Below are 25476 nucleotides of genomic sequence, written 5' to 3'. Positions count from 1 at the left end.
AGACGTTATCGCTAAAAGAATACCATACATGCGTTTTCGGTTAATTGAGAAATCAAGAGAAATTTCTTCCATTCCCGCAACAGTTGCCAAATATTTAATTTCATTGTAGGATGGAACAGAGTATCGATTTCATGTAAATAGTCCAAAACTTAAAGCAGGATTTGGGTGCAAAATCGATAGCTTTCAGGCAAAAAAATTCCTTGACCTATGAAAAATGATTATTTATCAGGAAATTTATAACTAATTATTAAACAGAGAGTATAACTTGAAGAAAACAGATCTTTCCTATTGTATTACTGATACAAAGATATTCCTGCTAAATTTTCGTATTTCATATTATTAAGTTTGAGGAAAAAGTATGATGGTTTTCTTTGACATAGATGGTACTCTGTTGGATCATAAAAGTGCAGAATTCACTGGGGTAAAATTATTTCACCAGAATTACCGAAATTTTTTTGGTATGGATTTTAATGAATTTTATTCTATTTGGTGCAAATTATCAGAAAAACACTTTGAAAAATATTTAGCAAAAGAATGCTCTTTTGAAGAGCAGCGAATAGAGCGAATTAAAGAACTGTATTTAGAACGAAATATTAACCTGGCAAGCGAAGAAGCACTTGAAGTATTTGATTACTATTTACGCAATTATGAATTAAGCTGGAAACCCTTTAATGATGTGATACCATGCTTGAAAAAACTTTCAAAATTAAAAATGGGTATCATCAGTAATGGCGATTTAGGGCAACAAAAATTAAAGCTAGATAAAATGAAAATTTCTCATTACTTTGTTGATATCATAGCAGCAGGAGAATTTAATGTTTCAAAACCCCATACGGAAATATTTGAAATTGCATGTAAAAGAAATGGTGAAGAACCAGAAAAATGCTTCTATGTTGGAGACACCATCGAAACTGATATTATACCATGTGAAAAAATTGGAATGAAAGGCATATGGATAAATAGAAACAACAAAACTTTGCAAAACAAAAACATTAAAATTATTGTCTCATTGAAAGAACTTGCCAATGTATTATACGAAAGTATGCCCCAATCCTTGGATTATTGAGCCTTGTTAAAAGAGCAAAACATTTGGAAAAACAGTACATTTCAATATATAGGTTGATGTGGGAGAGTATATATAGAAGTAAATTATTTTATATTGAGGTAAGATTAGAATTAGCGCTTTTTTCCTGATATAGTTAATTGAAACAATTGCTTGATATTGTCAATAAACTTTACTCTAAAGGGTGAGCAAATGTATAATTTAAAAATGGCAACACAAGAAGATCATGATTTTATTTATAATCTGAAGAAGACTAACATGGCAGATTATATAATAAAAACATGGGGTACCTGGGATGAAGATTTACAGAGAACTTTTTTCAGCAAGGAATCCAAAGAGATAAAACACCAAATTATTGTTGTAGAAGGCAAAAACGTTGGCGTCGTGGCCTTCAGTAGAAATGAAACATCCATTCATATTGATGAAATCCAGGTGTTGCCAGAATATCAGAGTAAAGGAATAGGAACTTTAGTTTTTTCAGATATTATTGCCAATGCCCAAAAAGAAAAAATAGAAACAACTCTCAGAGTATTAAAAGTTAATTTTGCGGCTCAAAAGTTTTACAACAAACTTGGTTTTGAAAAAATTGAAGATACAGAAACTCATTTTCTTCTTAGCAAAAAGCCCGATTTGCATAATTCAGATTATCCAGACACTGAATCCAGAGGTATCTAGACACTAAACTAAACATTCATTTAGACACTAAACTGAAAACATTCGGGTCAATTTTGTTAATAAAGGTTACTGGCATTCCGAAAATTCTCAAAAAAAGATTATGGAAAACGAGGAAAAGCCAAAGCCTTTTAAAGGTGAACCTCTCTCAATCTGCATGACATGTCCAGACCAGCATATCTTGGAAAAATGCTTCTGCACTGGTGTGAGGCCTGTAATGTGCCTGTGCTAGGTAAACGGTGCGGATGCGGCAAAAATACAAAAAAAGTTGAGGTAACCCCTCCAGGGGATATCCGTCCTGCTTTTGATTATGATATAAAACGCATAAACTCGGTTTCGGAAAAACAGTTCAATGCGCCACTTATACCTGAAGGACACCTCGTAGTGCTAAATAAAGCTCCGTATGAAGACCGTATGGATGAGATTATAGTTGACGGGGAAGTGCTTGCGTCTCTCAGATTTGAAATAGAGAGCTGTGAATGGGTCCTGCTTCCAAGGCTCGAAGGAGCGAGAAGGCTTTTCCAGGGCAGAGATAGAAAAGCCCTGAAAAAATGGGTTGTTATCGAGCAGGCAGTTGTACCTTTTATCCTGGAAAAAGGAGCAAGTGTTCTGGCTCCCGGGGTTCTCGATGCCGATCCTGAAATCAAAAAAGAAGATGAGGTAGTTGTACTGAACCCCGCAGGGGAAGTAATCTGCTGTGGGCGAGCCCGAATGACAGGAAAGGAAATGTATGAAGAAAACCACGGGCATGCAGTAAAACCGCGCTGGAGCAAAGACCCAGAGCCTCAAAAAACAAAACTTGGAGGACAGACCTGGGAAGATGCCGTAAAAGCCAACGAAAAAATTCTGGACGGCATGATAGAAAGGTCCCATGCCTTCATAAAAAATGTAGCAAGAAGCATGGAACTGAAAGTAAGCGTATCCTATTCCGGGGGGAAGGATAGCCTTGCTGTGCTCCAGCTAGTTGATGAGAGTCTTGACGATTACGAAATTATGTTTGCAGATACCGGGCTTGAGTTTCCGGAAACCGTTGAAAACGTCAAACAGGTTGTAGAACACTACGGGAAAAAACTCAGGACATCAAGCGCAGAAGACGCTTTCTGGGACTCGATAAGTGTTTTTGGCCCTCCTACAATGGATACTCGCTGGTGCTGCAAGATTTGCAAACTCGGGCCAATTACCCGGTTAATTGACGAGAACTACGAAGGCGGATGTCTTAGTTTCATAGGACAGCGTCAGTATGAATCCCACGCCCGTTCAATCAGCAAGAAAGTCTGGAAAAATCCCTGGGTGGGAAACCAGGTTGGAGCATCCCCTATACAGGAATGGACAGCTCTTCATGTTTGGCTTTACCTTTTCAGGACAAAAGCTCCCTATAATCCGGCTTATGAAAAAGGATATGACAGGATGGGATGCTGGCTCTGCCCATCTTCCTCTCTTGCAGATTTCTTTCAGCTTGAAGAAAGCCATCCAGACCTTGCAAAAAAGCTGAACTCCCATCTCCTTGCCTATGCCGAGAAAATGGGGTTTTCTCCTGAGTGGGTAAAGTACGGTTTATGGCGCTACAAGCAGTATCCTCGGGTTCTCCAGAACCTTGCTGAGAAAAAAGGAATTTCTCTTATTCCATCCCAAGAAGCTCCAACAGAACTTCATTTTGAAGTCGCAACAGGGTACAGGCCCTGCAAAGCAGGAGGAATATCTGCGGACGGAAGCTTCGGGCAGGCAATTGACATAGAAACTCTGAAAGAAAGCGGAATGCTTTCACCCGTCGGAAAGGCTTCTTTCATAGAAGGGGCTGCGTCAGTCGTTTTCAGAGAATCCAGAGCACAGGTTTTTGCTTCAGGGAATGTTAATGGGAGAAGCGAGAACGAAAAAGAGCTAAAAAAGCTTATGAGAATTGTTGAGCTCTCAGTAAGAAGGGCTTTAATCTGCCAGGGGTGTGGAGTTTGCGTGGGCCACTGTGAGCATAATGCGATTGAAATGAAAGAAAAGAAAGTAAGAATTAAAGAAAACTGCATTCACTGCGGAGCATGTATCGAAGTCTGCCCGCTTGTTAAGTTTATTTGAACTCTTTCATAACCTCTTACATTTACACGAATTAGAACGGAGTACTTTGCAGAAAGAAAAAGTGATAATTCATATAGAGGTAAACGTAAAACTTCAAAAAAGCAAATTTGATAATCAAAAAAGGGCAAAAATCAATAATCAAAAAGGCTTTTCTGGCCCATTCTTTTTTGAAGTTCTCCTACCCTGACACCTACACGCCTGAACTCAGTCCGGCTTTCTGAAAGGAACTCATTAAGGATTTCGCGAGTCACCTCGAGAAGAGTTTCCTTTGAATAGGCCGGGTGGTTTAGTGTACGGCTTTTAGTGTACATCCTGAACTTTGAATTTATGACCGTAATAGTTACAGTCCTGAAGGAAAGCTCCCTTGAATCGAGTTTTGAAATTACATCCCCTGCCAGCCTGTCAAGTAGCTGAGAGATAAGATTAACGTCGAGAGTATCCTCAGGCAGAGTTGCGATCCTTCCTATCTGTTCTGAGCCGTCCTTTTCTTTCAGAGGGGAATCATCGATGCCTGATGCAGCCTGTTTAAGCCAGACTCCCCGCGTTTTTCCGAAAGTTGAGATCAGGTCAATAACGTCGTGTTCAGCAAGATCTTTTATTGTGACTATGCCCATTTCCTGCAGTTTTCCTGCGGTTACATTCCCTATTCCCCAGAGTTTAGATACCTTGAGAGGCCAGAGAAAGCTCTCAAATTTATCCGGACTTATAACAGTAATCCCATCGGGTTTCTGGACAGAGGATGCCATCTTGGCAATAAGCTTATTTGGGCCTACCCCTACTGAACATGTCAGCTTCTCTTTATCCTTTACTTCATTCTTGATCTGGGTTCCAATCTCAAAGGCAAGGTTAAAATCCCCACCTGTTTTTTCAGTAATTTCCAGGAAGGCTTCGTCTATGCTTATCTGTTCAAACGCTTCCCCTATCTCCCTGGCATCCGCATAACTCCTGAGAATTTCCATAACCCGGTCCGAGACCGAAGTATAGAAATCCTTTCGTACAGGCAGGAAAACTGCTTCAGGGTTCAGTTTCTTTGCCTTCGAACATGACATGCCTGCCTTGATCCCGGACTCTCGTGCGGTATAATTACAGGTACTTACAGCCCCACTGAGCTCGCTTCTTCCGGAAAGCATGCAGACCACGACGGCTTTTCCCTGAAGTTCAGGGTTTTCCCGCTCTTCAATGGCTGCATAAAAAGAGTCCATATCTACATGGAGAATGATACGCTGCATCGAAAAAAATAGGTTGGGAAGATTTGTATAATTATCTCTCAAACTTCAGAAATATAAAAGTACAAACCATAACAACACAGCAAACAACACTCTTTGATATATGGAACAAAGATGTGCAAAGAAAATGGGTCATCGAGCAGGTAGGAAACAGTATTAGTTCAATTTTCAAGGGAGAAAGAACCTATATAAGCATACTTTGCAGAGGCTACGGAAGGGACCACGAAAAAGCTTATTACAGAACAAAGATCAGAGCTCAGGAAGTCTTATTTTTGCTTCTGAGTGCAGGCTGCATATTACTGCTGCATATTTATACTACCATTATATCTAAAAAGAGCTTCCACTGCTTACACTACTTCCTTAGCCCTTCTGAGAACTGATATTATAGATACAAATTTTGAAAACCACTTTCTATAATCTCCAGAAGATCTTATCTCTTTAAAAATACAACCGTATTATTAACTGGAGGTTCCGGCTGAACCCTGAGATATTCTTCAAATCCTGAAGGCAGTTCAAAGAGGAAATTACTGTCCAAAATTCTCCGAAGGCCCTTTTCATAAAGGCGGTAGGAAACTTTACTTCCTTTGGGAAGGACTTTTGCAAGGTGCTCGAATATCTCTTCTTTGGGTTCAGCCTGGGCAGCGACCATGTAAAGGTCACATCTGGTTTTAAGGGGCAGGGTGAAGTGATTTCCTTCGATGATCTCGATACTTTCGGAAAGACCGAGACAAGCAATGACCTCCCGAGAGAGACTTGCCCTTTTCCCATCCTGTTCAATTCCGATTCCGAAAAGACCATGTTCGCGACAGAGCATTATCAGACTAAGTGGTAGAGGGCCGCTTCCAAGAAAAAAAACACAATCCTTTGGTTTAAGACCTGAACCTGTATATTCAGTTCGGGCAAGCTGCAAGTAGTTCGGATAAAACGTAAAATTCTGGAGAGTTTGCCACGGATTCGAGCTTTCAAGAAGACTTTTTGCTTTTTCGATTTCAAGTTTCAAATTGTATAAAAACCGAAAGCGAGAAATCTCAGCAATCAGAATATTAAAATCCGGGCTTTCAAAGAGTACCTCAATAGACTGTTCATCTATATCCAGAGATACCAGTTCATCCAGCCTTTTAAACACGGCATACAGTTCAGGAGAGGGATTATCCAGGATATCGGTTTCTTTAAGATCTTTTACCTGGGCATAGATCTGGCGAAATTCAGTAATTAATGGCTCAACATCGATTTTTTGAATGTTACTCACACTCCATGAAGACTAGGGTATTGTTTACTTTTCCAGCAGGATAGATTTCTTTTATTTTTCTGAAACCTTTAGTCTGTTCCGGCTGGACTGGCCAGTATAGCAATTGTCTTATGCCGCTATAGTTGCGATAGCAAACTGAAACAGGCTTTTTAGAACTCGATTTTCGATTTTTTATCATCATATGTAGGTTCTCAAAGATGCGCTGTTTGGGTTCGGCAAGTCCTGCTATAAGCACAGAGTCCCATCCAATTTTTGAAAGTACGGTTTCGTCTCCCTCAAGAATACTGATTTCCTTTTCAAGCCCAAAGTGCTTTATACAGCTTTTTGCCAGACCCACCGCTTCAGGGTCCTGATCTACACCAATGCAACGGATGCCGTATAATTTACTGAAAAGAAGTAGAGTAACAGGAAGGGGACCGCAGCCTATGAAAGCCAGCACTTTAATTCCGGGGGAGGCCTGAACTTGAGTCCTGATCATTTTTTCGTATCTGGGATATAGAGGAAAAGATTCCAGCATTTTCCAGGGTTCCTTGCAAGCCAGGATATTTTTTGCTAGCTGAGTCTCATGCAGACTAAAAAAATGAGTATAGCTGGTGTAAATCACAGGAAGGACGGAACTGATCACCGGGTCTCTAAGTAAGGCCTGACATAGACCGTCAGAAATATCCAGATGCCCAAGTTCATCGAGCTCGGAAAATATCTCATAGAGATCAGTCATATTTGATTCTGCAATTATGCTTAAATCACGATCCTTAATATTGCTGTAAAAATGCAAGATATGGGACCTGATGTCATATAATTCCGGCTCATAGTCTTGAAATGGAGGTAGTAAACTGCTGCCCTCAGCACTTAGTAAGCTGTTCATGAGATCACACTACTCCGTGTTATTTATGTAAAATATATTAATAAAAATATATATTGTATATAATTAATTTCTGTGGGATTTATATAAACATTTCGACAATTTCAAAAAAGTAAGCGTATTTAAAAAATTTCATTGTATTAAGTAAAAAATAAGACAAAAAAAGTAAGATGGCTTAGTAAAAATCAGTAAAACCATACGAAAACAAAAAAAAGATATATGTTAACGATGTGAAAATAAAAAAGTTGCGGCATTTTAGAGGAATGCGACATTTTAGAGGAATATAGATATCTACTTCAGAATAATGGGAAAATAAATTTCATGGTTTTGTGAAAAATTCAAGAATATGACTAAATTTGAGAAACAAATTCAATCAAACGATACATTAAACGTTATAAACTATATGATAAAATCCAAATTGAAGGGGATGAGTATGAAATAATACCTTCACAAACTTATAAGAGAAGTCTTTGTCTACTCTCATATTAAATAAATATAGTTTGACTTTTTCAGTTAAAAACCTAAAAGGCTTCAATTCTACATCCATATTCAGTTTGTTTGAAAAAGTTCAATTATCCAGAGAGAAGTTTAGAACTTTTTTCGGCAGCCTTGCAAATATTATGTAAACTTAAAACCAATTTCAGAAACTGCTATGATTCATTTGTTGTTGTATCCTTGAGATCATTCTTTACGACAAACGGTTCCGACTTACTAAGTCTAATTTTCAGGCATTTTATACGTGCATTTTTTAACCTAATAACATTTGCTCTTGCAATTTTCTCAGACATATTTTTCTCCTTTCCTGTCCAAACAGGATTTCTCAACTTTTTATTTATACGTTTAATAGATTTCTTAAGATAAATTATTTCCTATTGGTTATAATATACATACAAAATTGATAAATTTATTTGTAGAAATAATACTAAAATGAAATATAACGATTTAAGTCAATTAAAAAAGTTATTTTAAAGAACACAAATATTCCAGCAGACCTGGGTCCAATAAATCCAGATAATATTATTTAAAAAATTAAATATTTTAAGCTTCCCTGTTCTCAGAGCTAAGAGAGTTCTAAAAGATCGAAGGCAATTTGAGTTTCTTTGTATCCCCTGATTTGTTAATACTAATTGTTAGTTTTATAGGATAAAGTATTTATTAATTAAGATATGTTAATATAGAGTATTACTAAAGTTAAATTTAGTAATACAAACTGCCTTTATATAGTGGGAAATGAGATCTAGGGGTATATCACGGTGCAGGGAATAAGAACAAAGAAAGTTTCGCCAAAGGAAAAAAATACCTTACTGGTACATAGAGTGCGGGATGATTTATTCCCTGCACCTTCACCAACCTCTCCTGTTGCCTTATACTTATCTCCTTTTACTTATCCTGTTTCTAATCCTGCTCCTGACTATTCACTTTTTCCTCCAGGGCTTCTCTATCTCGATCTGAACATTTACCGGGAAACTGTGATAAAAGCTCTTATCAAAGAACAAAGTGAAGATCTGTACCGGCTAATAGAAAGAGTTAACTTTGACGGAAAATACTATCGGGTAAAATGTGTGCGTTTTGGGGAATGGAAACACTGTTGGGATCTGGCGGTCCGAGTGCAATTTATTGGAATGATGCCAGGGTTAGCCTTCGAGCCAAAAAAGATAATTTCTAGAGAAGACAAGAAAATAATATACCGATCCCTTGTCCTGGTAAATCCTTATGAGTTGTGGGAAAAGAAACTGGTCGAAAAGTTATGGAACCTTCAGGATAGAATCGAATTCCTGATAGCAAAAATCCTCTTTCATGAGTGCATACATACCCTTATTTTCCTTGGAAAAACTCTACCCTCATGTTTTGAGCAGACAAATATTTTCCTTGAATTCAAAGAACTGCTTAAGTTTGCAAACTCGAAGAAATTGTGCCCTGAAAGTCGTGGCGTCCAGTTCCACCTAAGGAATCTTGTTGATCTTTGCCCAATCTTTTCCGAAAATTCCGAAGGAAAGCCAGACCTGGTTACTGAACTTTACGAGTTTCTGATCCACGAGAAATACAGCATCAAAAAAACAGATCTGGCTTTCGGCCTTCCCTGCAACAACAGAAAAATTTCCCAGAATTATGTGAAACTAACAGCTTTGAAAATGGGCCCCTGTATGGAATTTGATAAAAAAATATGGAAAAAGGAGGTTTACAGGTTGCAGAAAGATCTGGAAAAACTGTATGACAGAATTGATGATAACCAGAGATGAGGGCAAATAAATTGAAAAATTCCCTTAAAAAGCTTGAACATCAAGAACTGGAAAAATATCAGAAAAAAACAAATATAGGGGAGAAAAATATGAGTGAAATTATACAATAAAGACGATGCCAAACTTATGCGAATAGTAATCAAAGACACTCTCTTAAAGTCATTGCCGAAATAATAAATCAGAGTCTGAAGCTCAAAATTACTTCTATATTATGTAACATTGAGTATACCTGGTTCTCGCACTAATATGCATAAAATCAGAACACTCCATTGCAAGGGTTAAAAAAGTTTGATTAAATTCAGACAATAAATAACTATGAAAAAAATCATCAGTTTAACCTGGAATTCAGAAGCTCTGCATCCAGTTCCTGCCTGCTTTGTTACCACAGGCAGGGAAAAAAGGAGTTCGGATGACTTAGGCGATTTAGGAGGTAATTTTATTTTGTGTCTGTTCGCCAGAGATTCTTTTATCGATATTACCAGCTAATATTTAAGACTTTTGGGTTATTTTCTGTTATAATTTATTAACTTTTTTAATAATATTCTTACGCAGTCGGGGCATTATTTTCTGAAAAATTTACCGTCTTGCAGTGATAAAACATTAAGAGTAAGTGAAGGAGTTTAAAAAACTACATAATACGAGTAAATCCAATTCAGGGAATCCCGTCCTGACCTTCTTGAGGATAATTACACTGCCAGACCAGAAAAGCATAAAAAGGAGGCACATGCATGAGCAGAAAATCAAACATGAAATTCTTGTACGTCGGAATTGCAATTGCAATTCTGCTCGCGGTTCTAGCCCCTTTTCTTGCATCCTCTGACCCCGACGGACTGGAAAGTGCTGCTGGAGGGGTAGTTGAAGAATCGAAGATGTCCAAAATTGAAAAGACTGAACCTGTAGTAGGCTCTCCGATGCCTGATTATTCAATAGAAGGCTTGGGAAAAGGGGGAGAAGTAGCAGCAATAGCTGTTGGAACACTTGCAGTACTGGCAATCAGTTTAGGGCTGGGAAAAGTTTTTAGCAAAAAAAACTGAACATAAAAAGTTCTCTGTCCTTAAAAACCGTTTCATTGGTCATCGGTTAAGGAAAAAATCGGGTTCCGTTGCAAAAAATCTGGCGATTTTACAAAACAGGTGAAAAACTTCACAATTAGGAAAGTTAATTATTTTTCTCATCAGAAAAGTGGTACTTAAAGGCACCAATTATAGCCTCAAAGTACGAGAAGAAATTTTTTGCAACGGAACCGTCAAATGTATAAAATATTTAATTAAATTTTATATACATTTAATACATACAAATTGAAAAGTGAAGTTTTATATAAATATTTTAAAACTAATTTAAAATGCCTTAAAATTATTATTAATCATTTAATTTTAAAACTGCAATATACTAAATATGTTATTTTTTTATGATTTAAGATCAAAAAAAAACATATATATAAGAGTATAACTTATTTTTGGCCTAGTTGCTATTTACATCAACTGCAACTATAACTCTTGATTTCTTATCTTCCTTTTCCTGGGATATTGGGTACTGTAATGCCTGCGGGAGCTAGATAATATATACGTTCGACAGTAGCTGGAATAATTTCTTGGCACCCATCGACTTGACAGTACAGATAAAGATGGTAGTTGTATGATCAAAGGTTACTTTTGGTGATGTCATGGAATCTGAAATAAAATTTGAAAGATTTACCACAAATGAAGACCAAATAAGAAATAAGTTAATTTTTACTATCGGTGGTGCTCTTACAGCATTTATGGTAGGAATAATCTTAAGCTACATTACTTTCACAATAGGTGAAAATATGATCGTATCGTCATTTAGTAAAGGCGGTGCCTTAGGATCTCTTGGGGGTTCTTTTGCAAAAGGGATACTTAATAATTATAGTTTACAATTAATAGGAATGATTTATTACCTATCCCATGGTATATCTATAAATATCAGTTCAATGGGATACTCAGAATCGGTAAATATCTTTTCATTGATGAACTATCCCGAATCTGCAAATGCAACGCTGTTATTATTAGTGCCTCTCATTTCACTGTTAATAGGAGGGTATATTTCAGCAAAGGATACAAATGAATTAGTATCAGGAATTCGAGCTGGTGCATATGTTACCTTACCTTATACCTTAATAATGGTTCTAGTTTCTTCCATATTTTCATTAAACTTCTCTCCATTCGATTATGCGAGTATCGATGTAGGTCCTGACATAATTTCAACAATTTTTTTCTCACTTATTACAGGAGTTCTGTATGGAGGAATTGGTGGCGCTTTTAGAGGTTTATTAAAAGGCAATTAAAATTTTACAGAACTTGTGATACGCTGCCAGGTGTTTTATGGATCCAGCCGCTCTCGCCCAGCTCGCTCAGCAAGCAACAAATATTCTCGTTCCTGCCTTGTCTGCCCTGTGCATTGCAGGAAAACCTGCAGTTGACAAAGGCAAAGAAGTTCTTGTGGAGTTGATTTATGAAAAGGCATTTGAAAAACTCGGTTCTGAAAGTGGGAAAGGAGCACAGGCTCTGCTGGAGAAAATAAGCCCTAAAATGAGTTCATCCCTCGAAAAAGCACTTACAAAAGTTCTCATAAACTCCAAAGATCCAAAAGCAAAGGAAGAACTTCAACAGGAAATCCTGAAGTTGCTAATGAAAAATCCAGGTTTAATAAAGGAAATTGAACCTATTGTAATAAATGTCAACGTTGAAAACATTGACCAGCTTGCATTAGAAAATAATCCCTCCATCAAAATCAAAGACACCACCGGTGACATATACCTTGAGCAAAATTTTTACAATCCAAACAAAAAAAAGAAAAAAACAAAGAAAGATAGACGGGGAGAAAGTGATTACAAGCAGGCAAGTGACAAGCAGGCAAGTGATTACAAGCAGGCAAGTGACAAGCAGGCAAGTGATTACAAGCAGGCCTTGGAAAATAAGTTAATTTTTACTATCGGTGGTGCTCTTACAGCATTTATGGTAGGAATAATCTTAAGCTACATTACTTTCACAATAGGTGAAAATATGATCGTATCGTCATTTAGTAAAGGCGGTGCCTTAGGATCTCTTGGAGGTTCTCTTACAAAAGGGATACTTAATAATTATACTTTACAATTAACAGGAATGATTTATTACCTATCCCATGGTATATATATAAATATCCAATGTATAAATATCCGTTCAATGGGATTATTAGAACCGGTAAATATCTTTTCATTGATGAACTATCCCGAATCTGCAAATGCAATGCTGTTATTATTAGTGCCTCTCATTTCACTGTTAATAGGAGGGTATATTTCAGCAAAGGGTACCAATAAATTAGTATCAGGAATTCGAGCTGGTGCATATGTTGCTTTACCCTATACCCTGATAATGGCTTTGGCTTCCTTTAAGTTTTCTTTAAACTTCTCTATATTAGGTTCCATAAGTATCGATATAATTTCAACAATTTTTTTCTCACTTATTACAGGAGTTCTGTATGGAGGAATTGGTGGCGCTTTTAGAGGTTTATTAAAAGGCAATTAAAATTTTACAGAACTTGTGATACGCTGCCCAATTGAAGCACCTGTAGAAAAGAAAAAGACCATATTCGCGAGGATCAAATTTTGGTAATCGCCCATGGGCTCACAAACAAGGTTCCGTTGCAAAAAATATCTGCCAGGGATATACTAAAATAAAAATGAAATCAAAGGTAGTGATATGCTATCTAATTCCTTCAAATGGAAGCACTTTGTAGGTGAAATTATCTTATTGAATGTGAGATGGTACTTAAAATACCCACTTAGTTATAGAAATTTAAAGGAAATGATGGCAGAAAGAGGGGTAATAGTCAACCATACAACCATTATGAGATGGGTACATCAATACTCACCTGAAATCGAAAAGAAGGTAAGAAGGCATTTAAGATCAACAAACGACTCTTGGAGAGTTGATGAGACTTATGTAAAAGTGAAAGGAAAATGGAAATATCTTTACAGAGCAGTTGACTCAAATGGAAACACAATTGATTTGGTTCCGTTGCAAAAAATCTGGCGATTTTACAAAACAGGTGAAAAACTTCACAATTAGGAAAGTTAATTATTTTTCTCATCAGAAAAGTGGTACTTAAAGGCACCAATTATAGCCTCAAAGTACGAGAAGAAATTTTTTGCAACGGAACCAAAAATCGTTATCAATTGCATTGATTTTCATAAAATTTGTTAAATTATTCCTCAAATGCAAAACTGGAATATGATATCGATTTCAATTTAAACACTAAACATTTGGATTTGAGTTTTTCCGTCGAAATCGAGATCAGCAGCTAAAAATCCTTAACCGAATCCAAATGAAAACCGTTTCTCTTCCCGAAAGGTAGGGGAGAAACGGCTCACACATAAAAATATCACACATAAAAATATCTTTGAAAAAGTAAATCTTTTCAGTAAAACTTTACAGGTTTTGCTTCAATAAAATAATTTAGTATTCTGTCTCTGGAAAAAACATTCAAGCTTGAAAAAACATTCAAGCACTGCTAATAAATATAACACTCGAAGGACATAAGTCCTTTACAATACAGATTTTACATTTTGGTTTTTTTGCCTGGCAGACTTTCCTCCCATGATAGATCAGGGTCATGGAGATTGAATCAAGATCTTCCCTTCGTGCAAGTGAGACAATGTCCTGTTCAATTTTAGCGGGGTCGGAGTTTTTCGTAAGTCCCAGCCTTCTTGAAACCCTTTTTACATGGGTATCTACAGCAACTCCCTCTACTACCCCGAATGCTCTGGCAAGTACTATATTAGCCGTTTTCCTTCCGACCCCTGGCAAACTGGTAAGTTCTTCCATAGTTTTCGGGACTTCTCCATTGTACTTCTCTACAATCATCTGCGCAGCAGTTTTGATATTCTTTGCCTTGCTTTTGTAAAAACCTGTGGAATATAGATCGTTTTCAAGTTCCCTGAGGTCTGCACTGGCATAATCTTCTGCAGTCCTGTACTTTTTGAACAGTTTCTCAGTTACTCTATTAATCTGTACGTCAGTTGACTGGGCTGAAAGAACAGTTGCCACAAGCAGTTCAAGTGGATTGCTGTAATTAAGAGAGGGTTTTACGTCAGGATACTCTTCTTTTAAAAGAGCCCAGATCCGGTCGAAATTGTGTCTGTTATCAGGAAGATCATATTCGGAAACGAAACCCTGATTATCAGATTTTTTTGACTTTTTTTCAGGCATGCTAACTCCGTCTTCAATTGTTTTCCGCCTTTAGCCGGGAATTATTCTTTTGAGGAAATGATATTTTCTTGAAGATCCCTTAGAATTCTCAATTATGCGTCCGGTACTGCAGATTACAGCATATAAGGAATATCCGAACATGTAGTAGGATAGGTAAAGATCAGTTTTTTTATGTCCGATGCCTTGAGCCCAAGCCGCATTACCGAAGCGAAAATATTGATAGCTTCCTCGGCATTAGGGCCCAGAATATGCGCTCCCATTATACGGTCATTTGCTTCATCAATAATTACTTTTGAAGCTGCAAACTCCATTCCTTTTTTTCGGGTTGTGTACCAGTTGCTTCTATCCTGGAAAATCACTTTATACTTATCGTCATCTTTAGCCACACTGATTCCTACCGACGCTAGAACCGGAATGGTAAAGACTGCACTCGGAATGCCTGTGTAGTCTGCCTCGGCACTATCGCCCTCAAGGACATTAATTGCGGCAACTTCTCCCTGAAGAGCTGCTACAGGAGTTAGCTGCATGCCTTCCAATGCGCAATCTCCACCTGCATAGATTCGGGAGTTTGAGGTCCTCATGTGCTTATCAACTACAATAGCTCCCTTTTCGGTTTTAATCCTGGCATTTTCAAGACGCAAATCCTCTATATCGGCTACACGACCTGCCCCTTGCACTACCATATCTGCACGGAAGATCTGAATTTCTGGTTCAGTTTCAGATTGAGATTGAACCTTTAAAATAAGACCATTATTATCTTTTTCTACTGAAATGACAGGTTTATTTGTAAGAATTTTGATTCCTGCAGCTTTAGAAGCTTTCATAAGCAGGTCTACCATATCAGAATCAAAAGCTCTCAGAACCTTTTCACTTCTTTGCAGGATTGTTACTTCGGCTCCAGTTCTTCGCGCAATATGAGCGAACTCCATGGATATATACCCGCCTCCGATGAAAATGATTTTCTCAGGAAGCTTTTTGGTTTCCATTAGCTTCTCACTTGTGATAATGTACTCCTCACCGGGAATATTGAGTGTTCTGGGCTTTGCACCCGTAGCCAGGAAAATATGCTCCCCTTTAAGTTTATCCATTCCAACAACGACTGTGTTTTGATTTTCGAAATGCGCTCTCCCATGATATGTATCAATTCCCATCCCAACCAGATGTTTCTCTGTTTTGCTGGAATAGCCTTCCGTAAATGTCTTTTTGAACTTGATGAGTGAAGTCCAATCGAGTTTTAAAGGAGCGTCTATCCTTACACCTTTTCCCATTAGTCGATTACTAGAGTCAATGACCTTAGTGATATTGGTAAGCACTTCTTTTGGATCACATCCCCTTATAGGGCAGGTGCCTCCATATTCCCTGGAGTCAACTATAGCAATCTTTAATCCTGAATGTGCAACCTTACCCGCAAAAGTTCTGCCTGCAGTACCCGTTCCAATAATTATAATATCATATTTATTTTCCATTGAACTCCCCAACCCTCTAAGATTGTTTGCTGAAACGAATTAAAAATGTTTTAAAATTATATATTATATACAATTTTTATCCATTTTGATTTCAGAGAATAAGTATTTCACCTGAATTCTGGCCCAAGAAAAAAGTATTTTACCGGAATCTGGTTAAAGAAAAAAAGCAAAAAATGTGTAACTTCAGAGATATATGCATAAAAAGTAACAAAAACTTAAAGAACTATAATCCATATTCCCAGAAGAATTCTGGAAGCACCTTAATGAAAATACTAGATTTGTAAAATATAAATTCGGTTTCTCCAGAAAAAAATGCTCCTTTTTAATATAATAATGTGTAGACCATAAGTTTTATAGCTAAGAATATTTAAACCAATGATATTGGTGATTTTTTGGTAAAGAGGGCACTGCTCAGCGTCTCAGACAAGACAGGAATTGCAGAATTCGCACGCGGGCTTGAATTACTTGGCGTGAAAATAATTTCAACAGGCGGAACAGCGAAAATTCTTCGCGACGCCGGCATAGAAGTTACCGATGTCTCGGAAGTCACGGGATGTCCGGAGATGATGGGAGGAAGGGTCAAAACCCTCCATCCAAGAATTCATGGCGGACTCTTATGCCTGCGAGAGAGCAAGGAACAGATGGCTGAAGCTGAAAGAGAAGACATTTCGCTTATTGACATGGTGGCTGTAAACCTCTATCCATTTGAGGTAACAGTCTCAAAAGAAGGCGTCGAACTCGAAGAAGCCATTGAGAACATAGACATCGGAGGACCAACTCTTCTTCGTTCGGCAGCTAAAAACTACCGTTCGGTTACAGTACTCTCAGACCCGTTGGACTACGGGCGTGTCCTCAAAGAACTTCGCTCAACAGGGGTAGTTTCGGAGGAAACTCGAGCTGCCCTTGCAGTTAAGGCTTTCAGACATACTGCGGATTATGACGCAACCATTGATACCTATCTAAGTAGAACCCTGCTCGGCGAAAACGTGCTCCGCATGAATTTTACCGACGGTGTAAAACTTCGCTATGGGGAAAATTGGCACCAGAAAGCCTATTTTTACAAAGATTCCAAAATAGAAGGTCCAACTCTGGCAAAAGCCACCCAGTTGCATGGGAAAGAACTCTCCTATAATAATTATGTGGATGCCGATAACGCCCTTCAGACAGTAAAAGAACTCGGAAATGCTCACCCCGCCGTGGCAATCGTAAAACATAATAATCCATGTGGACTTGCAACCGGAAACACACTCCTGCAGGCTCTCCAGGCTGCCTGGGACGGAGACCCGATTTCAGCTTATGGAAGTATAATCTGCACCAATGAAACCTTTGATCTTGAAGCTGCGACTTTTCTTAACGGAAAATTTGTAGAGATAATTCTTGCTCCTGACTTCAACCCCGATGCTCTTGAATACCTGAAAAACAAAAGTGAAAATCTTAGACTTCTTAAACTGCCTGATCTCAGGGAAGCTTTCGGGACAGACTACACATATAAGTATGTAATAGGAGGAATGCTCAAGCAGAGTCGCGATATTGGCCTCTACGAAAAATGGGAGTCAGTCACAGACATGCCCTATCCTGAAGAGAAGCGCTCTCTTTCGGAATTCTGCCTTAAAGCCTGTAAGTCAACTAAATCCAATTCCGTGATCCTTGCTCATGAGTACGAGCCAGGTTTCTTCATGGTACTTGCTATGGGCGCAGGACAACCGAATAGGGTTGACTCAATTCGCAAACTTGCAGCCACAAAAGCTGTTGAAAATCTCAAGGTGATTTACGAACGGGAAAATCCTGCAATCTCTTTTGAAGCTTATTGCCAGAAAGTCATGTCAGAATGCGTAATGGCCTCAGACGCCTTTTTCCCCTTCGACGACAGCATAGTTCATGCAGCAGAAAATAATATTCGCTATATAGTTTCCCCAGGTGGATCAATTCGGGACGGCGAAGTCATTGCTGCTGCAAATCGGCTAGGAGTTTCCATGGTCTTTACAGGCATGCGCCACTTCCTTCATTAATAAGCTTTTCATGTGTCAATAAAAAATAATACGTGAATATCCCTGAGTTAAAAACTCAGGGGTTTTCTGAAACGTTCTTACGACTATCCGACAGCAAATCACACAGGACCATCTCCTGTGTTTAAAGAATGACAGTGTTTTAGTAAGCTATCTTTTGGTCTCCTAAGTACTCAGACATTGCTCTGAAACTGGGAGGCATCGTTAAAACTGAAATAAAATTTGTTTAAATTGATTTAAAAGTCGTTTAAACGATTTTGTTTCAGGATTAACATTTTATTTTTTAAAAGATAGTTGTATTGTTATATGTTGTTTTAGGATTTTTTAAATATAGTACTTTTCTGCCTATTCCTTATTTTACCCTATGATTCATCTGTCGATCCTGTTTATTTCAAAGTTAATAATTTATCTTATACCCTTGATCTGCACACAACTCTTTTTATCTGCTAAGAGTTAATTCAACCGTCACTGAATAGTCACTGAATATAATCTGGGAATCTATAAAAAAATAGTATTAGCCAAAAAAGAGAATACCTAAAAATATTGTCCGATATTTGAATATATCCTGGAACTAAAATCTTTTACGTCAAAATATATTTTGATTAAAAACAATTTTTCATATAATTAATTTAAAATAATTTATGCTCATAGTATATTATGGAGTTAGGAAGTTAGATGAGTAGCCACCTCGATAGATAAGAGAATAGCCTGGAGATTACTGATCCTTCTTTGAAAATTATGCTCACGGGAGCATAGTAATCAGGGAGACTTATTGGGGGAGAGACTTATTGGGGGATACAGTAAACGGGTACAGTGCCTCCAGGAATTTTCTTACGTTTTTCCGGTTTACTAAATCTTTTATTCTCTCTAGCCTATGGTCTTTTTGTCCTATGGTCTTTTTGTCCTATGGTCTTTTTGTCCTATGGCCTTATTGTCCTATGGTCTTTTTTGACATATTTTTTGACATATTTTTTGACATATTTTTTGACATATTTTTTGACTTCTGGCCTTATTATCAATTATCTTACCGCTTCTTTGAAAAGTTGAAAAATATCTTTGCAGATTTTTATTGAGAGCTTCGTCAGATAGTAAACTGTAAATTAACTCACAATCTCAAACCTATTACTACTGTCTTCCCGTTTCAAAATCTATTAACCCCCCATAGTTAACGTTAAAAACTCTTTTGACATGAACGCTAAAAACTCGCATAACATGAAATCATACTCCGATTTTAAAACTTTTTATGCGAAAGCATTTTTCGTTTGGAACTAATTTTTGATATAATTAATTTAAAATAATTATAGGAATTATTCTATGTTGTACACTAGAGATAACAGGAAGAGTGAGTAACGGGTGTGAATAGTAAGTAAAGAATTGCCCGGAAGCTTTTGATCCTATTCTGAATAATATGCTTGGGGGAGCGTATTTTCAGATCGACCGTAACGGGGGCTACGGTAAAAGGAACATAAATTTCCGGGCTTTTCCTTACCCTCCTTTTAATGTATGTTTCTCTTATTTTTCCTGCTCTTATTTCTGCTAATTCTGTTAAAATCCTTTTACCGCGTGTTTCACGATGTCGGTAAAACCAGGAGCCTCTTTGCCAGAGATCCTATCTATTCTGTTATAGAGTTCTGGCTTTTGATGAAAATCATTGATAACTGCCCTGACTTCAAATCAGAAGAATCTATATTTCCGGAAGAAAACTATAAATTTTAAATTGAGCCTATCCCAAAACCAATTTTATCCTCAAATAGATAAAAGTTTCAGAACTATTTTCCGTGATCTGAAAACCATTGATCACTCCCTATTCGAGATTTAGAGAAGCAGTTTTGAGTTATGGGATAGGCTCATTCAGTAAAATATGATTTTCGAAAATCCCTGGGACAGTTCTTCACCAAGGAATTTTTCCACTTCTTTTTTTAGATTTTCAATAGCTTCTTCAATAGTGATTCCCTTGCAAATTATATCAGCTTCAGGACAGATTGAGATAAAAAAGCTTTCCTCATAACGGATGGTTGCAGAAAAAGGAAAAAAGATTGTCATATTTAAAAAGTCTATCAATTTACATTTAAACGTTTTGTGTTTTTTATATCCTTGAAAATTGCTTTATTCTAAAATTGATTTATTCTAAAATTGATTTATTCTAAAATTGATTTATTCTAAAATTGATTTATTTTAGAAACTCGCCCATGAGCGCAGGAGTTTTATACATAAGCTGGAATCACATTCTAAATAGATATTGTTAAGTTCGTGCGTCCTATGCCAGCAGAGTTTATACTGTCTTCTCCTATACCTTTACCTGACCTTTCCGTGCTTATTCTTCTGGGTGTCTTTGTACTTACCGCTCTCAGGCAAGTAGGATCTTTAAGGCTGCAGATATGGCAAATCATGGCCTTTGGAGCGATACTTGTACTGTTGCTCGGTGAGATTTCTCCCCAAGAAGCTCTTGAAGCGATTAATATGGATGTGCTCATCTTCCTTTTCGGGGCTTTTTGCGTAGGAGAAGCACTTAACATGAGTGGGTATCTTGCCTGTCTCGGAAACCGGATAGTTTCCAGGGCAAAGAATACGGATCAACTTGTTTTACTTGTGCTGTTTTCTACAGGAATTTTTTCTGCAATTCTCATGAATGATACTCTGGCTATCATGGGCACTCCACTTGTTCTGGGATTTGCCAGAAAGTACAACGTATCTCCCAAACTCATGCTCTTTTCTCTGGCATTTGGGGTAACTACAGGAAGCGTTATGAGCCCTATTGGAAACCCGCAGAACCTCCTCATAGCAATCGGTGGAAACCTGGATTCCCCGTTTGTAATATTTTTGCGTTCACTCGCCCTGCCAACCCTTATATGTCTTTTAATTGCTTACGCAGTGCTAAAACTCTTTTACCGAGAAGAATTTGGAAAATCAACCCTTACTCAATCCGAAGAAGTCATTAATGACCCTGAACTTGCCCGTGCTTCAAAAATTGCTCTTTTGCTTTTGTTGGTTCTCATAGCCTGTAAGATTTTCCTGGTGGAATTTTCCCCTGACTGGGACTTTGATTTGAGCTGGATTGCTCTTATCTCCGCATCGCCCGTCCTGCTCAGTAGAAAACGCATTGAGGTCCTGAAAAATATTGACTGGTCAACCCTAGTTTTCTTTGTTTCAATGTTTGTGCTAATGAAAAGCGTATGGATTTCCGGAGCATGCCAGGAATTGCTTGCCAGAATGTCTCCTCAGTTAGGCTCTGTGTCAATGATTCTCGCGCTCAGCATTGGGCTCAGCCAACTTATATCTAATGTCCCCTTTGTTGCGCTCTATCTGCCTGCCATGGGCAGTACAGTTTCTCAAGGGCAACTGATGGCGCTTGCTGCAGGAAGTACAATTGCGGGAAACCTTTTGATCCTTGGAGCTGCAAGCAATGTTATAATTATCCAAAACGCGGAAAAAGAAGGAAATACTCTATCATTTGCCGAATTCTCTAAAATTGGAGTTTTACTTACTATTTTGGATGCTATTACCTACTTAATCTTCCTTAACTTTTAAAACCCATAAAGTTCTTAGAATAAATTATAGAAGTATACCCAGAAAAATCCCGGCTGAATTTGCTGTCGAGTTTGAGGAAAAAATTGAAGCCAGAAACTGTATGAATTTCAAAAATAACCGGAAAAAAGTGTTTTTTCAAACACTTCCAAAACAGCACAGGCCTTTGAGAGCGTATAAACTCAAAACAGTACAGGCCTTTGAGAGTGTATAAACTCAAAAAAATGCGGGATGCGAAAGGACCAGATATTTCTTTTTCGCGTCTCCGTTTTTCTCTTTGTATTTCCGTTACTTCTTTTACTTCTGGATGTTTACTAATTTTACTTCAGAATGTTTACTTCTGGATGATAATTGTAAGAATATCCTCATCCTGCATTCTATGATCAATGCCTACTCTCTGCCCCGGGTGCTTTGCAGAGTCACCCCAGACTTGGGCATATCGGAACTTCCTGCGGAAATCCCTGTGCAGGCGATCGCAAATCTGGCCTATATTGGTTCCGCTCATAACTATCAGGGGCTCTTCCATGTCTGCAGACTGGCCCTGTGGTTTTAAGTAGACCCGAATGAAACCCAACCTGTCGTAAATAGAGTCTTTGAGAGTCTCGATATTTATGCCCTCATGAGCTGAAATAAAGATCGCGTTAGGGTATAGCTTTCTGCATTCTTCGATCAATTGGGGATAGGCAAGGTCAACCTTGTTAACAGCTATTAGAGACCTGACATAGCTGCGGTTGTCCAGGACAACGTCAATAAGCTGGTCAACTGTTATGTTATCTCTTATAAGTACACTTGCGTTGTGGATCTTATACTCATCCAGCACAGCCTTGATAGTTTCCTCATCCAGGTCAAGGTCAACGGTTGAGTTGATCTCTATCCCGCCCCGTTCTTTTTTCTTGATTACTACATCAGGGGGCTCCTGGTCTATGCGAATTCCGGCCTGATAAAGTTCGTCCATAAGTACATCGTAATGCTTTGGCTGGAAGACATCAAGCAAAAATATAACCATATCAGAGTTCCTGATAACTGATATGACTTCCCTTCCACGCCCACGTCCTGAAGAAGCGCCTTTTACAAGCCCTGGGACATCAAGGAACTGAATTGTTGCCCCTTTATGTTCCAGCACTCCTGGCACAACTGTAAGGGTAGTAAACTCATATGCACCCACTGCAGAATTGGCACCCGTGATTTTGTTCAGAAGCGTAGATTTTCCTACTGATGGAAAACCTACAAGTGTTACAGTTCCATCTCCTGATTTTCTGACCGAGTACCCTTCCCCTCCTCCTCTTGCCGAGGCTTTTTTCTCGATCTCATCTCGCAGGCGAGCGATCTTGGCTTTAAGACGGCCTATGTGATGGGAAGTTGCTTTATTGTACTGGGTCTTTCGAATTTCGTCTTCGATTTCCTGTATTTGCTCCTGTATGCTGCTCATCTGGAACCTGCCGATTTAGGGACTAAAGAAATGATTTTCATATTAATTAGAAAAAGAAACCGTGTCCAAGCGGTCTCTACAAACCCTTTTTGATCCAAAAGAGATCCGTATCTGGATATTTTATCCTGAATAGTTGAATGCAATATATATACCTATGGAATGGTTTTATTTAGTGGTTCTGAATAATAGGGCTACTCAGAACATTTATATTTCATAATAATTATAATAATATTTAAAGCTTATTGAAAACTACTCCCAAGCCTATTGAAAACTACTTCCGGCGAAAGTTTATTCACCAAAAGCCTGTTCAAGAGCCTGTCCATTATTTAAGAAAGGTGCTGTCTCAAAGAGACTACCCCTCTTATTCAAAGGGACTGTCTCAAAGAGACAATCTCTTCTATAGTTAAGATTATTTTTTATTCAAAGAAAATTATTTCTCCTGTCCTCTCATACACATGCAGCCCATCGGGAAGCTTTGAAGCGAATTCTGGGGAATTAAGAACTTCCAGAAACCTGCGGACTTCGGGAGTTTCCAGAATTTCCTTCTTTATAAGGAAATCGTATTCTTCTTCTGCAAATTTTACAAATTTGAGACCGTTCTTTTTGGTACAGTTTCTTATTCCTACACCTACCTCAGCCTTTCCGGAGACAACGGCTTCACAGACAGCTACCTCTGATTTTGCTCCAGATGTATAACCAGGAATCGAATCTGTAAACTCCTTTTTACTAATTCCCTTTCCAGCTACAAATTCTGTAATTTTCAGGTCTAATAGAGCTCTTGTGCCTGAACCCCGGTTCCGGTTAATCAGTTGTTTTCCCGGAAGATCCGAAAGCCCGGAAACCGGGCTATCCTGCCTGACAAGAAGCCCTACTTCCCGCCTGTACCCTTTGACAAGAGCAATGTCTAAAAGTCCCATATTCTCGATTGTAGGGATGTTATAAAGGATTCCATCCGGCCCCCTGGAGTCTTGTGACGGCATATTCACGCCTGCAATATCTGCTGTATTTGCGGCAATTGCGCTAAAGCCTCCACTTGAACTTGTGTAAAGGGTCCTGAGACGAAGTCCACTAAGGTCTTCAAGCAGGTCAAAGCCAGGACAGAAACCGCCTGCTATCAGGAGATCAGGTTTTTCAACCTTCCCGAAAAGAGTCACTTCTACGGGAGTTCCCGCTTCGATAAACTCTGTACTGGATGGAATTTCAATAAAGCCATCTGCCCCGGAAAGAGATGTGATAGCGCCTGAGCCTTTGTCTGCTGGATAAACCCTTTCCCGGATCAAGCCTACTGGGAGAAATTGCTGTCTTCCTTCGGAACGGAAAACTGTGCCCATAATTCCTTTTTCCGTTTTTTTAAGCACTTTATCTTCTCCAAGGGCTTTTCTAAGAAGGGGAGCTACAAATTCGTTAAAAATCATTAATGCAGAGGTAGGGTTTCCGGGCAGCCCTATTATGGGGACACCTTTTATTATTCCAATGACCACAGGTTTTCCAGGTTTTATACTTATGCCGTGGGCAAGGGTTTCTCCTATTTCATCTATGAGCCTGTACATCACGTCTCCAGATCCCGATGACGTGCTTCCAGAAGTCAGAATCAGGTCACACTCCGAAACCGCAGTTTCAAGTGCCTCTTTCATGGCTGCCTCGTTATCTTCTACAATCCCGTAAAGCAGAGGGAAAGCTCCACATTCATGTATACCGGCATATAACGTGTAAGAGTTTGCATCGTATATCTTTCCGGGAGTAAGTTTTTCTCCGGGATGCACAAGCTCGTCTCCAGTTGAGATTATCCCGACCTGTAGTTTAGAGACAGGCACATCCTTTTTCCCAACAGAAGCAAGTACTCCGATTTCCCTGATCCCAAGCTTTCGTCCTGCCCTGAGAACACGCTCTCCCTTCCGGATGTCCGAACCGGCTTTCATGATATTTTCTCCCACAGTTACAGGACTGTAAATCGATACGGTGCTGTCTCCTTCAGAACTATATTCAACCATGACCACAGCGTTAGCTCCTTCAGGAATCGGCGCTCCTGTAGATATTTCCACGGATTCCCCCGATGAAACCTTGAATTTTTCATTCGACCCGGCCTGGACGTTTCCCAGAAGTTTGAGTTTTACAGGCTCAGTTTCGCTGCACGCATACGTATCCTCTGCCCTAACTGCATACCCATCCATTATAGCTCTTGGAAAAGGAGGGACATTAATTTCGGTAACAATATCCTCTGCAAGGATTTCACCGTAAGCGTTTTCAAGGGCTAAGCTTTCCTGCCTGGGAAGAACCTGCAGGCTGTTAATTATTTCACGTGCTTTCTCTACAGAGATCAGTTTCCGAAATTCTTTGCGTTTCATAGAAATTCAACCCTAATTTATAGGCCTTCAGATAAGTTTTCTAGTTTAATAGCATTTCCGGGCATGTTTTATACTCACTTTTTCCTCCTCGAAAAATCAGGAAGGCAAGTTAGTTAAGA

At 38.6% G+C, this 25476-nt stretch carries 17 protein-coding genes and 1 pseudogene; 10 read left to right on the top strand and 8 right to left on the bottom strand.

From position 1 onward, the window contains the following. Positions 1–358 precede the first annotated feature (358 nt). The 3 genes from MSBRW_RS02370 to MSBRW_RS02360 all read left to right on the top strand — a co-directional run bounded on the left by MSBRW_RS02370 (position 359) and on the right by MSBRW_RS02360 (position 3802). A complete protein-coding gene (locus tag MSBRW_RS02370) occupies positions 359–1066 on the top strand; it encodes an HAD family hydrolase (protein ID WP_011305589.1) in 708 nt (235 codons plus the stop codon). A gap of 189 nt (positions 1067–1255) precedes the next feature. Further along, the gene (locus MSBRW_RS02365; RefSeq protein ID WP_011305590.1) at positions 1256–1738 is read left to right on the top strand and encodes a GNAT family N-acetyltransferase; all 483 of its coding nucleotides are present in this window, start codon (positions 1256–1258) and stop codon (positions 1736–1738) included. Positions 1739–1897: 159 nt separating this feature from the next. Beyond that, the gene (locus tag MSBRW_RS02360; RefSeq protein ID WP_011305591.1) at positions 1898–3802 is read left to right on the top strand and encodes a phosphoadenosine phosphosulfate reductase domain-containing protein; all 1905 of its coding nucleotides are present in this window, start codon (positions 1898–1900) and stop codon (positions 3800–3802) included. Between the two features lie 131 nt (positions 3803–3933). On the opposite strand, the gene dinB is transcribed toward MSBRW_RS02360, so the two are convergent. The 3 genes from dinB to MSBRW_RS02340 form a co-directional block, all read right to left on the bottom strand. Next, positions 3934–5031, bottom strand: a complete 1098-nt coding sequence (dinB, locus tag MSBRW_RS02355; protein WP_011305592.1) for a DNA polymerase IV — start codon at positions 5029–5031, stop codon at positions 3934–3936. Positions 5032–5458: 427 nt separating this feature from the next. Next, entirely contained in the window at positions 5459–6277 is an 819-nt protein-coding gene (locus MSBRW_RS02345) for a nicotianamine synthase family protein (protein ID WP_011305593.1), read from the bottom strand. After that, positions 6270–7142 (bottom strand): nicotianamine synthase family protein, encoded by an 873-nt coding sequence (locus tag MSBRW_RS02340; RefSeq protein ID WP_011305594.1) that lies wholly within the window; start codon positions 7140–7142, stop codon positions 6270–6272. Before MSBRW_RS02340 ends, MSBRW_RS02345 begins: the two co-directional genes overlap by 8 nt. 1250 nt (positions 7143–8392) lie before the next feature. Between MSBRW_RS02340 and MSBRW_RS02335 the strand changes: the two genes are divergently transcribed. From MSBRW_RS02335 to MSBRW_RS02315, 5 genes and pseudogenes are all read left to right on the top strand, one after another. Next, positions 8393–9379 carry a hypothetical protein gene (locus MSBRW_RS02335; protein WP_011305595.1) on the top strand — a complete coding sequence of 329 codons (987 nt, stop codon included), beginning with the start codon at positions 8393–8395 and terminating at the stop codon, positions 9377–9379. A 728-nt stretch (positions 9380–10107) separates the two neighbouring features. Beyond that, entirely contained in the window at positions 10108–10413 is a 306-nt protein-coding gene (locus MSBRW_RS02330) for a PDGLE domain-containing protein (protein ID WP_011305596.1), read from the top strand. A gap of 629 nt (positions 10414–11042) precedes the next feature. Continuing rightward, entirely contained in the window at positions 11043–11684 is a 642-nt protein-coding gene (locus tag MSBRW_RS02325) for a DUF3792 family protein (RefSeq protein WP_011305597.1), read from the top strand. Positions 11685–11844: 160 nt separating this feature from the next. Beyond that, positions 11845–12903: a hypothetical protein gene (locus MSBRW_RS02320; protein WP_155398089.1), complete on the top strand. Its 1059-nt coding sequence runs from the start codon at positions 11845–11847 to the stop codon at positions 12901–12903. Positions 12904–13077: 174 nt separating this feature from the next. After that, a pseudogene (locus tag MSBRW_RS02315) lies at positions 13078–13386 on the top strand (IS6 family transposase); the annotation flags it as partial. A 492-nt stretch (positions 13387–13878) separates the two neighbouring features. Here MSBRW_RS02315 and nth read toward each other — a convergent pair. Together nth and MSBRW_RS02305 are read right to left on the bottom strand one after the other, a co-directional pair. Continuing rightward, complete coding sequence (nth, locus tag MSBRW_RS02310) at positions 13879–14586, bottom strand: endonuclease III (RefSeq protein WP_011305600.1); 708 nt, start codon at positions 14584–14586, stop codon at positions 13879–13881. 113 nt (positions 14587–14699) lie between these two features. Next, positions 14700–16052, bottom strand: a complete 1353-nt coding sequence (locus MSBRW_RS02305) for a dihydrolipoyl dehydrogenase family protein (protein WP_011305601.1) — start codon at positions 16050–16052, stop codon at positions 14700–14702. Between the two features lie 392 nt (positions 16053–16444). Between MSBRW_RS02305 and purH the strand changes: the two genes are divergently transcribed. Continuing rightward, positions 16445–18061 (top strand): bifunctional phosphoribosylaminoimidazolecarboxamide formyltransferase/IMP cyclohydrolase, encoded by a 1617-nt coding sequence (gene purH / locus MSBRW_RS02300; RefSeq protein WP_011305602.1) that lies wholly within the window; start codon positions 16445–16447, stop codon positions 18059–18061. A 1848-nt stretch (positions 18062–19909) separates the two neighbouring features. On the opposite strand, the gene MSBRW_RS02290 is transcribed toward purH, so the two are convergent. Next, positions 19910–20101 (bottom strand): hypothetical protein, encoded by a 192-nt coding sequence (locus MSBRW_RS02290; protein WP_011305603.1) that lies wholly within the window; start codon positions 20099–20101, stop codon positions 19910–19912. A 216-nt stretch (positions 20102–20317) separates the two neighbouring features. Between MSBRW_RS02290 and MSBRW_RS02285 the strand changes: the two genes are divergently transcribed. Further along, on the top strand, positions 20318–21586 hold the full coding sequence (locus tag MSBRW_RS02285; RefSeq protein ID WP_011305604.1) for an anion transporter: 1269 nt from the start codon (positions 20318–20320) through the stop codon (positions 21584–21586). 331 nt (positions 21587–21917) lie between these two features. Here the strand turns inward: MSBRW_RS02285 and MSBRW_RS02280 are convergent, their stop codons facing one another. Both MSBRW_RS02280 and MSBRW_RS02275 read right to left on the bottom strand, forming a co-directional pair. After that, the gene (locus MSBRW_RS02280) at positions 21918–23012 is read right to left on the bottom strand and encodes an OBG GTPase family GTP-binding protein (RefSeq protein ID WP_011305605.1); all 1095 of its coding nucleotides are present in this window, start codon (positions 23010–23012) and stop codon (positions 21918–21920) included. Positions 23013–23428: 416 nt separating this feature from the next. After that, positions 23429–25357, bottom strand: coding sequence for a molybdopterin biosynthesis protein (locus MSBRW_RS02275; RefSeq protein ID WP_011305606.1), 1929 nt, complete (start codon positions 25355–25357; stop codon positions 23429–23431). Positions 25358–25476: the final 119 nt, after the last annotated feature.

This window comes from Methanosarcina barkeri str. Wiesmoor (assembly GCF_000969985.1).
Taxonomy (GTDB): Archaea; Halobacteriota; Methanosarcinia; order Methanosarcinales; family Methanosarcinaceae; genus Methanosarcina; species Methanosarcina barkeri_B.
This window is presented reverse-complemented; position numbering and strand designations above follow the sequence as displayed.

Bases quoted from the DNA above. Each gene is read 5' to 3' on its own strand.
- MSBRW_RS02370 (WP_011305589.1), top strand. From the start codon at position 359: ATGATGGTTTTCTTTGACATAGATGGTACTCTGTTGGATCATAAAAGT.
- MSBRW_RS02330 (WP_011305596.1), top strand. From the start codon at position 10,108: ATGAGCAGAAAATCAAACATGAAATTCTTGTACGTCGGAATTGCAATT.
- MSBRW_RS02285 (WP_011305604.1), top strand. From the start codon at position 20,318: ATGCCAGCAGAGTTTATACTGTCTTCTCCTATACCTTTACCTGACCTT.
- MSBRW_RS02290 (WP_011305603.1), bottom strand. From the start codon at position 20,101: ATGACAATCTTTTTTCCTTTTTCTGCAACCATCCGTTATGAGGAAAGC.
- MSBRW_RS02325 (WP_011305597.1), top strand. From the start codon at position 11,043: ATGGAATCTGAAATAAAATTTGAAAGATTTACCACAAATGAAGACCAA.
- MSBRW_RS02280 (WP_011305605.1), bottom strand. From the start codon at position 23,012: ATGAGCAGCATACAGGAGCAAATACAGGAAATCGAAGACGAAATTCGA.
- MSBRW_RS02275 (WP_011305606.1), bottom strand. From the start codon at position 25,357: ATGAAACGCAAAGAATTTCGGAAACTGATCTCTGTAGAGAAAGCACGT.
- MSBRW_RS02365 (WP_011305590.1), top strand. From the start codon at position 1,256: ATGTATAATTTAAAAATGGCAACACAAGAAGATCATGATTTTATTTAT.
- nth (WP_011305600.1), bottom strand. From the start codon at position 14,586: ATGCCTGAAAAAAAGTCAAAAAAATCTGATAATCAGGGTTTCGTTTCC.
- dinB (WP_011305592.1), bottom strand. From the start codon at position 5,031: ATGCAGCGTATCATTCTCCATGTAGATATGGACTCTTTTTATGCAGCC.
- MSBRW_RS02340 (WP_011305594.1), bottom strand. From the start codon at position 7,142: ATGAACAGCTTACTAAGTGCTGAGGGCAGCAGTTTACTACCTCCATTT.
- MSBRW_RS02360 (WP_011305591.1), top strand. From the start codon at position 1,898: ATGTCCAGACCAGCATATCTTGGAAAAATGCTTCTGCACTGGTGTGAG.
- MSBRW_RS02305 (WP_011305601.1), bottom strand. From the start codon at position 16,052: ATGGAAAATAAATATGATATTATAATTATTGGAACGGGTACTGCAGGC.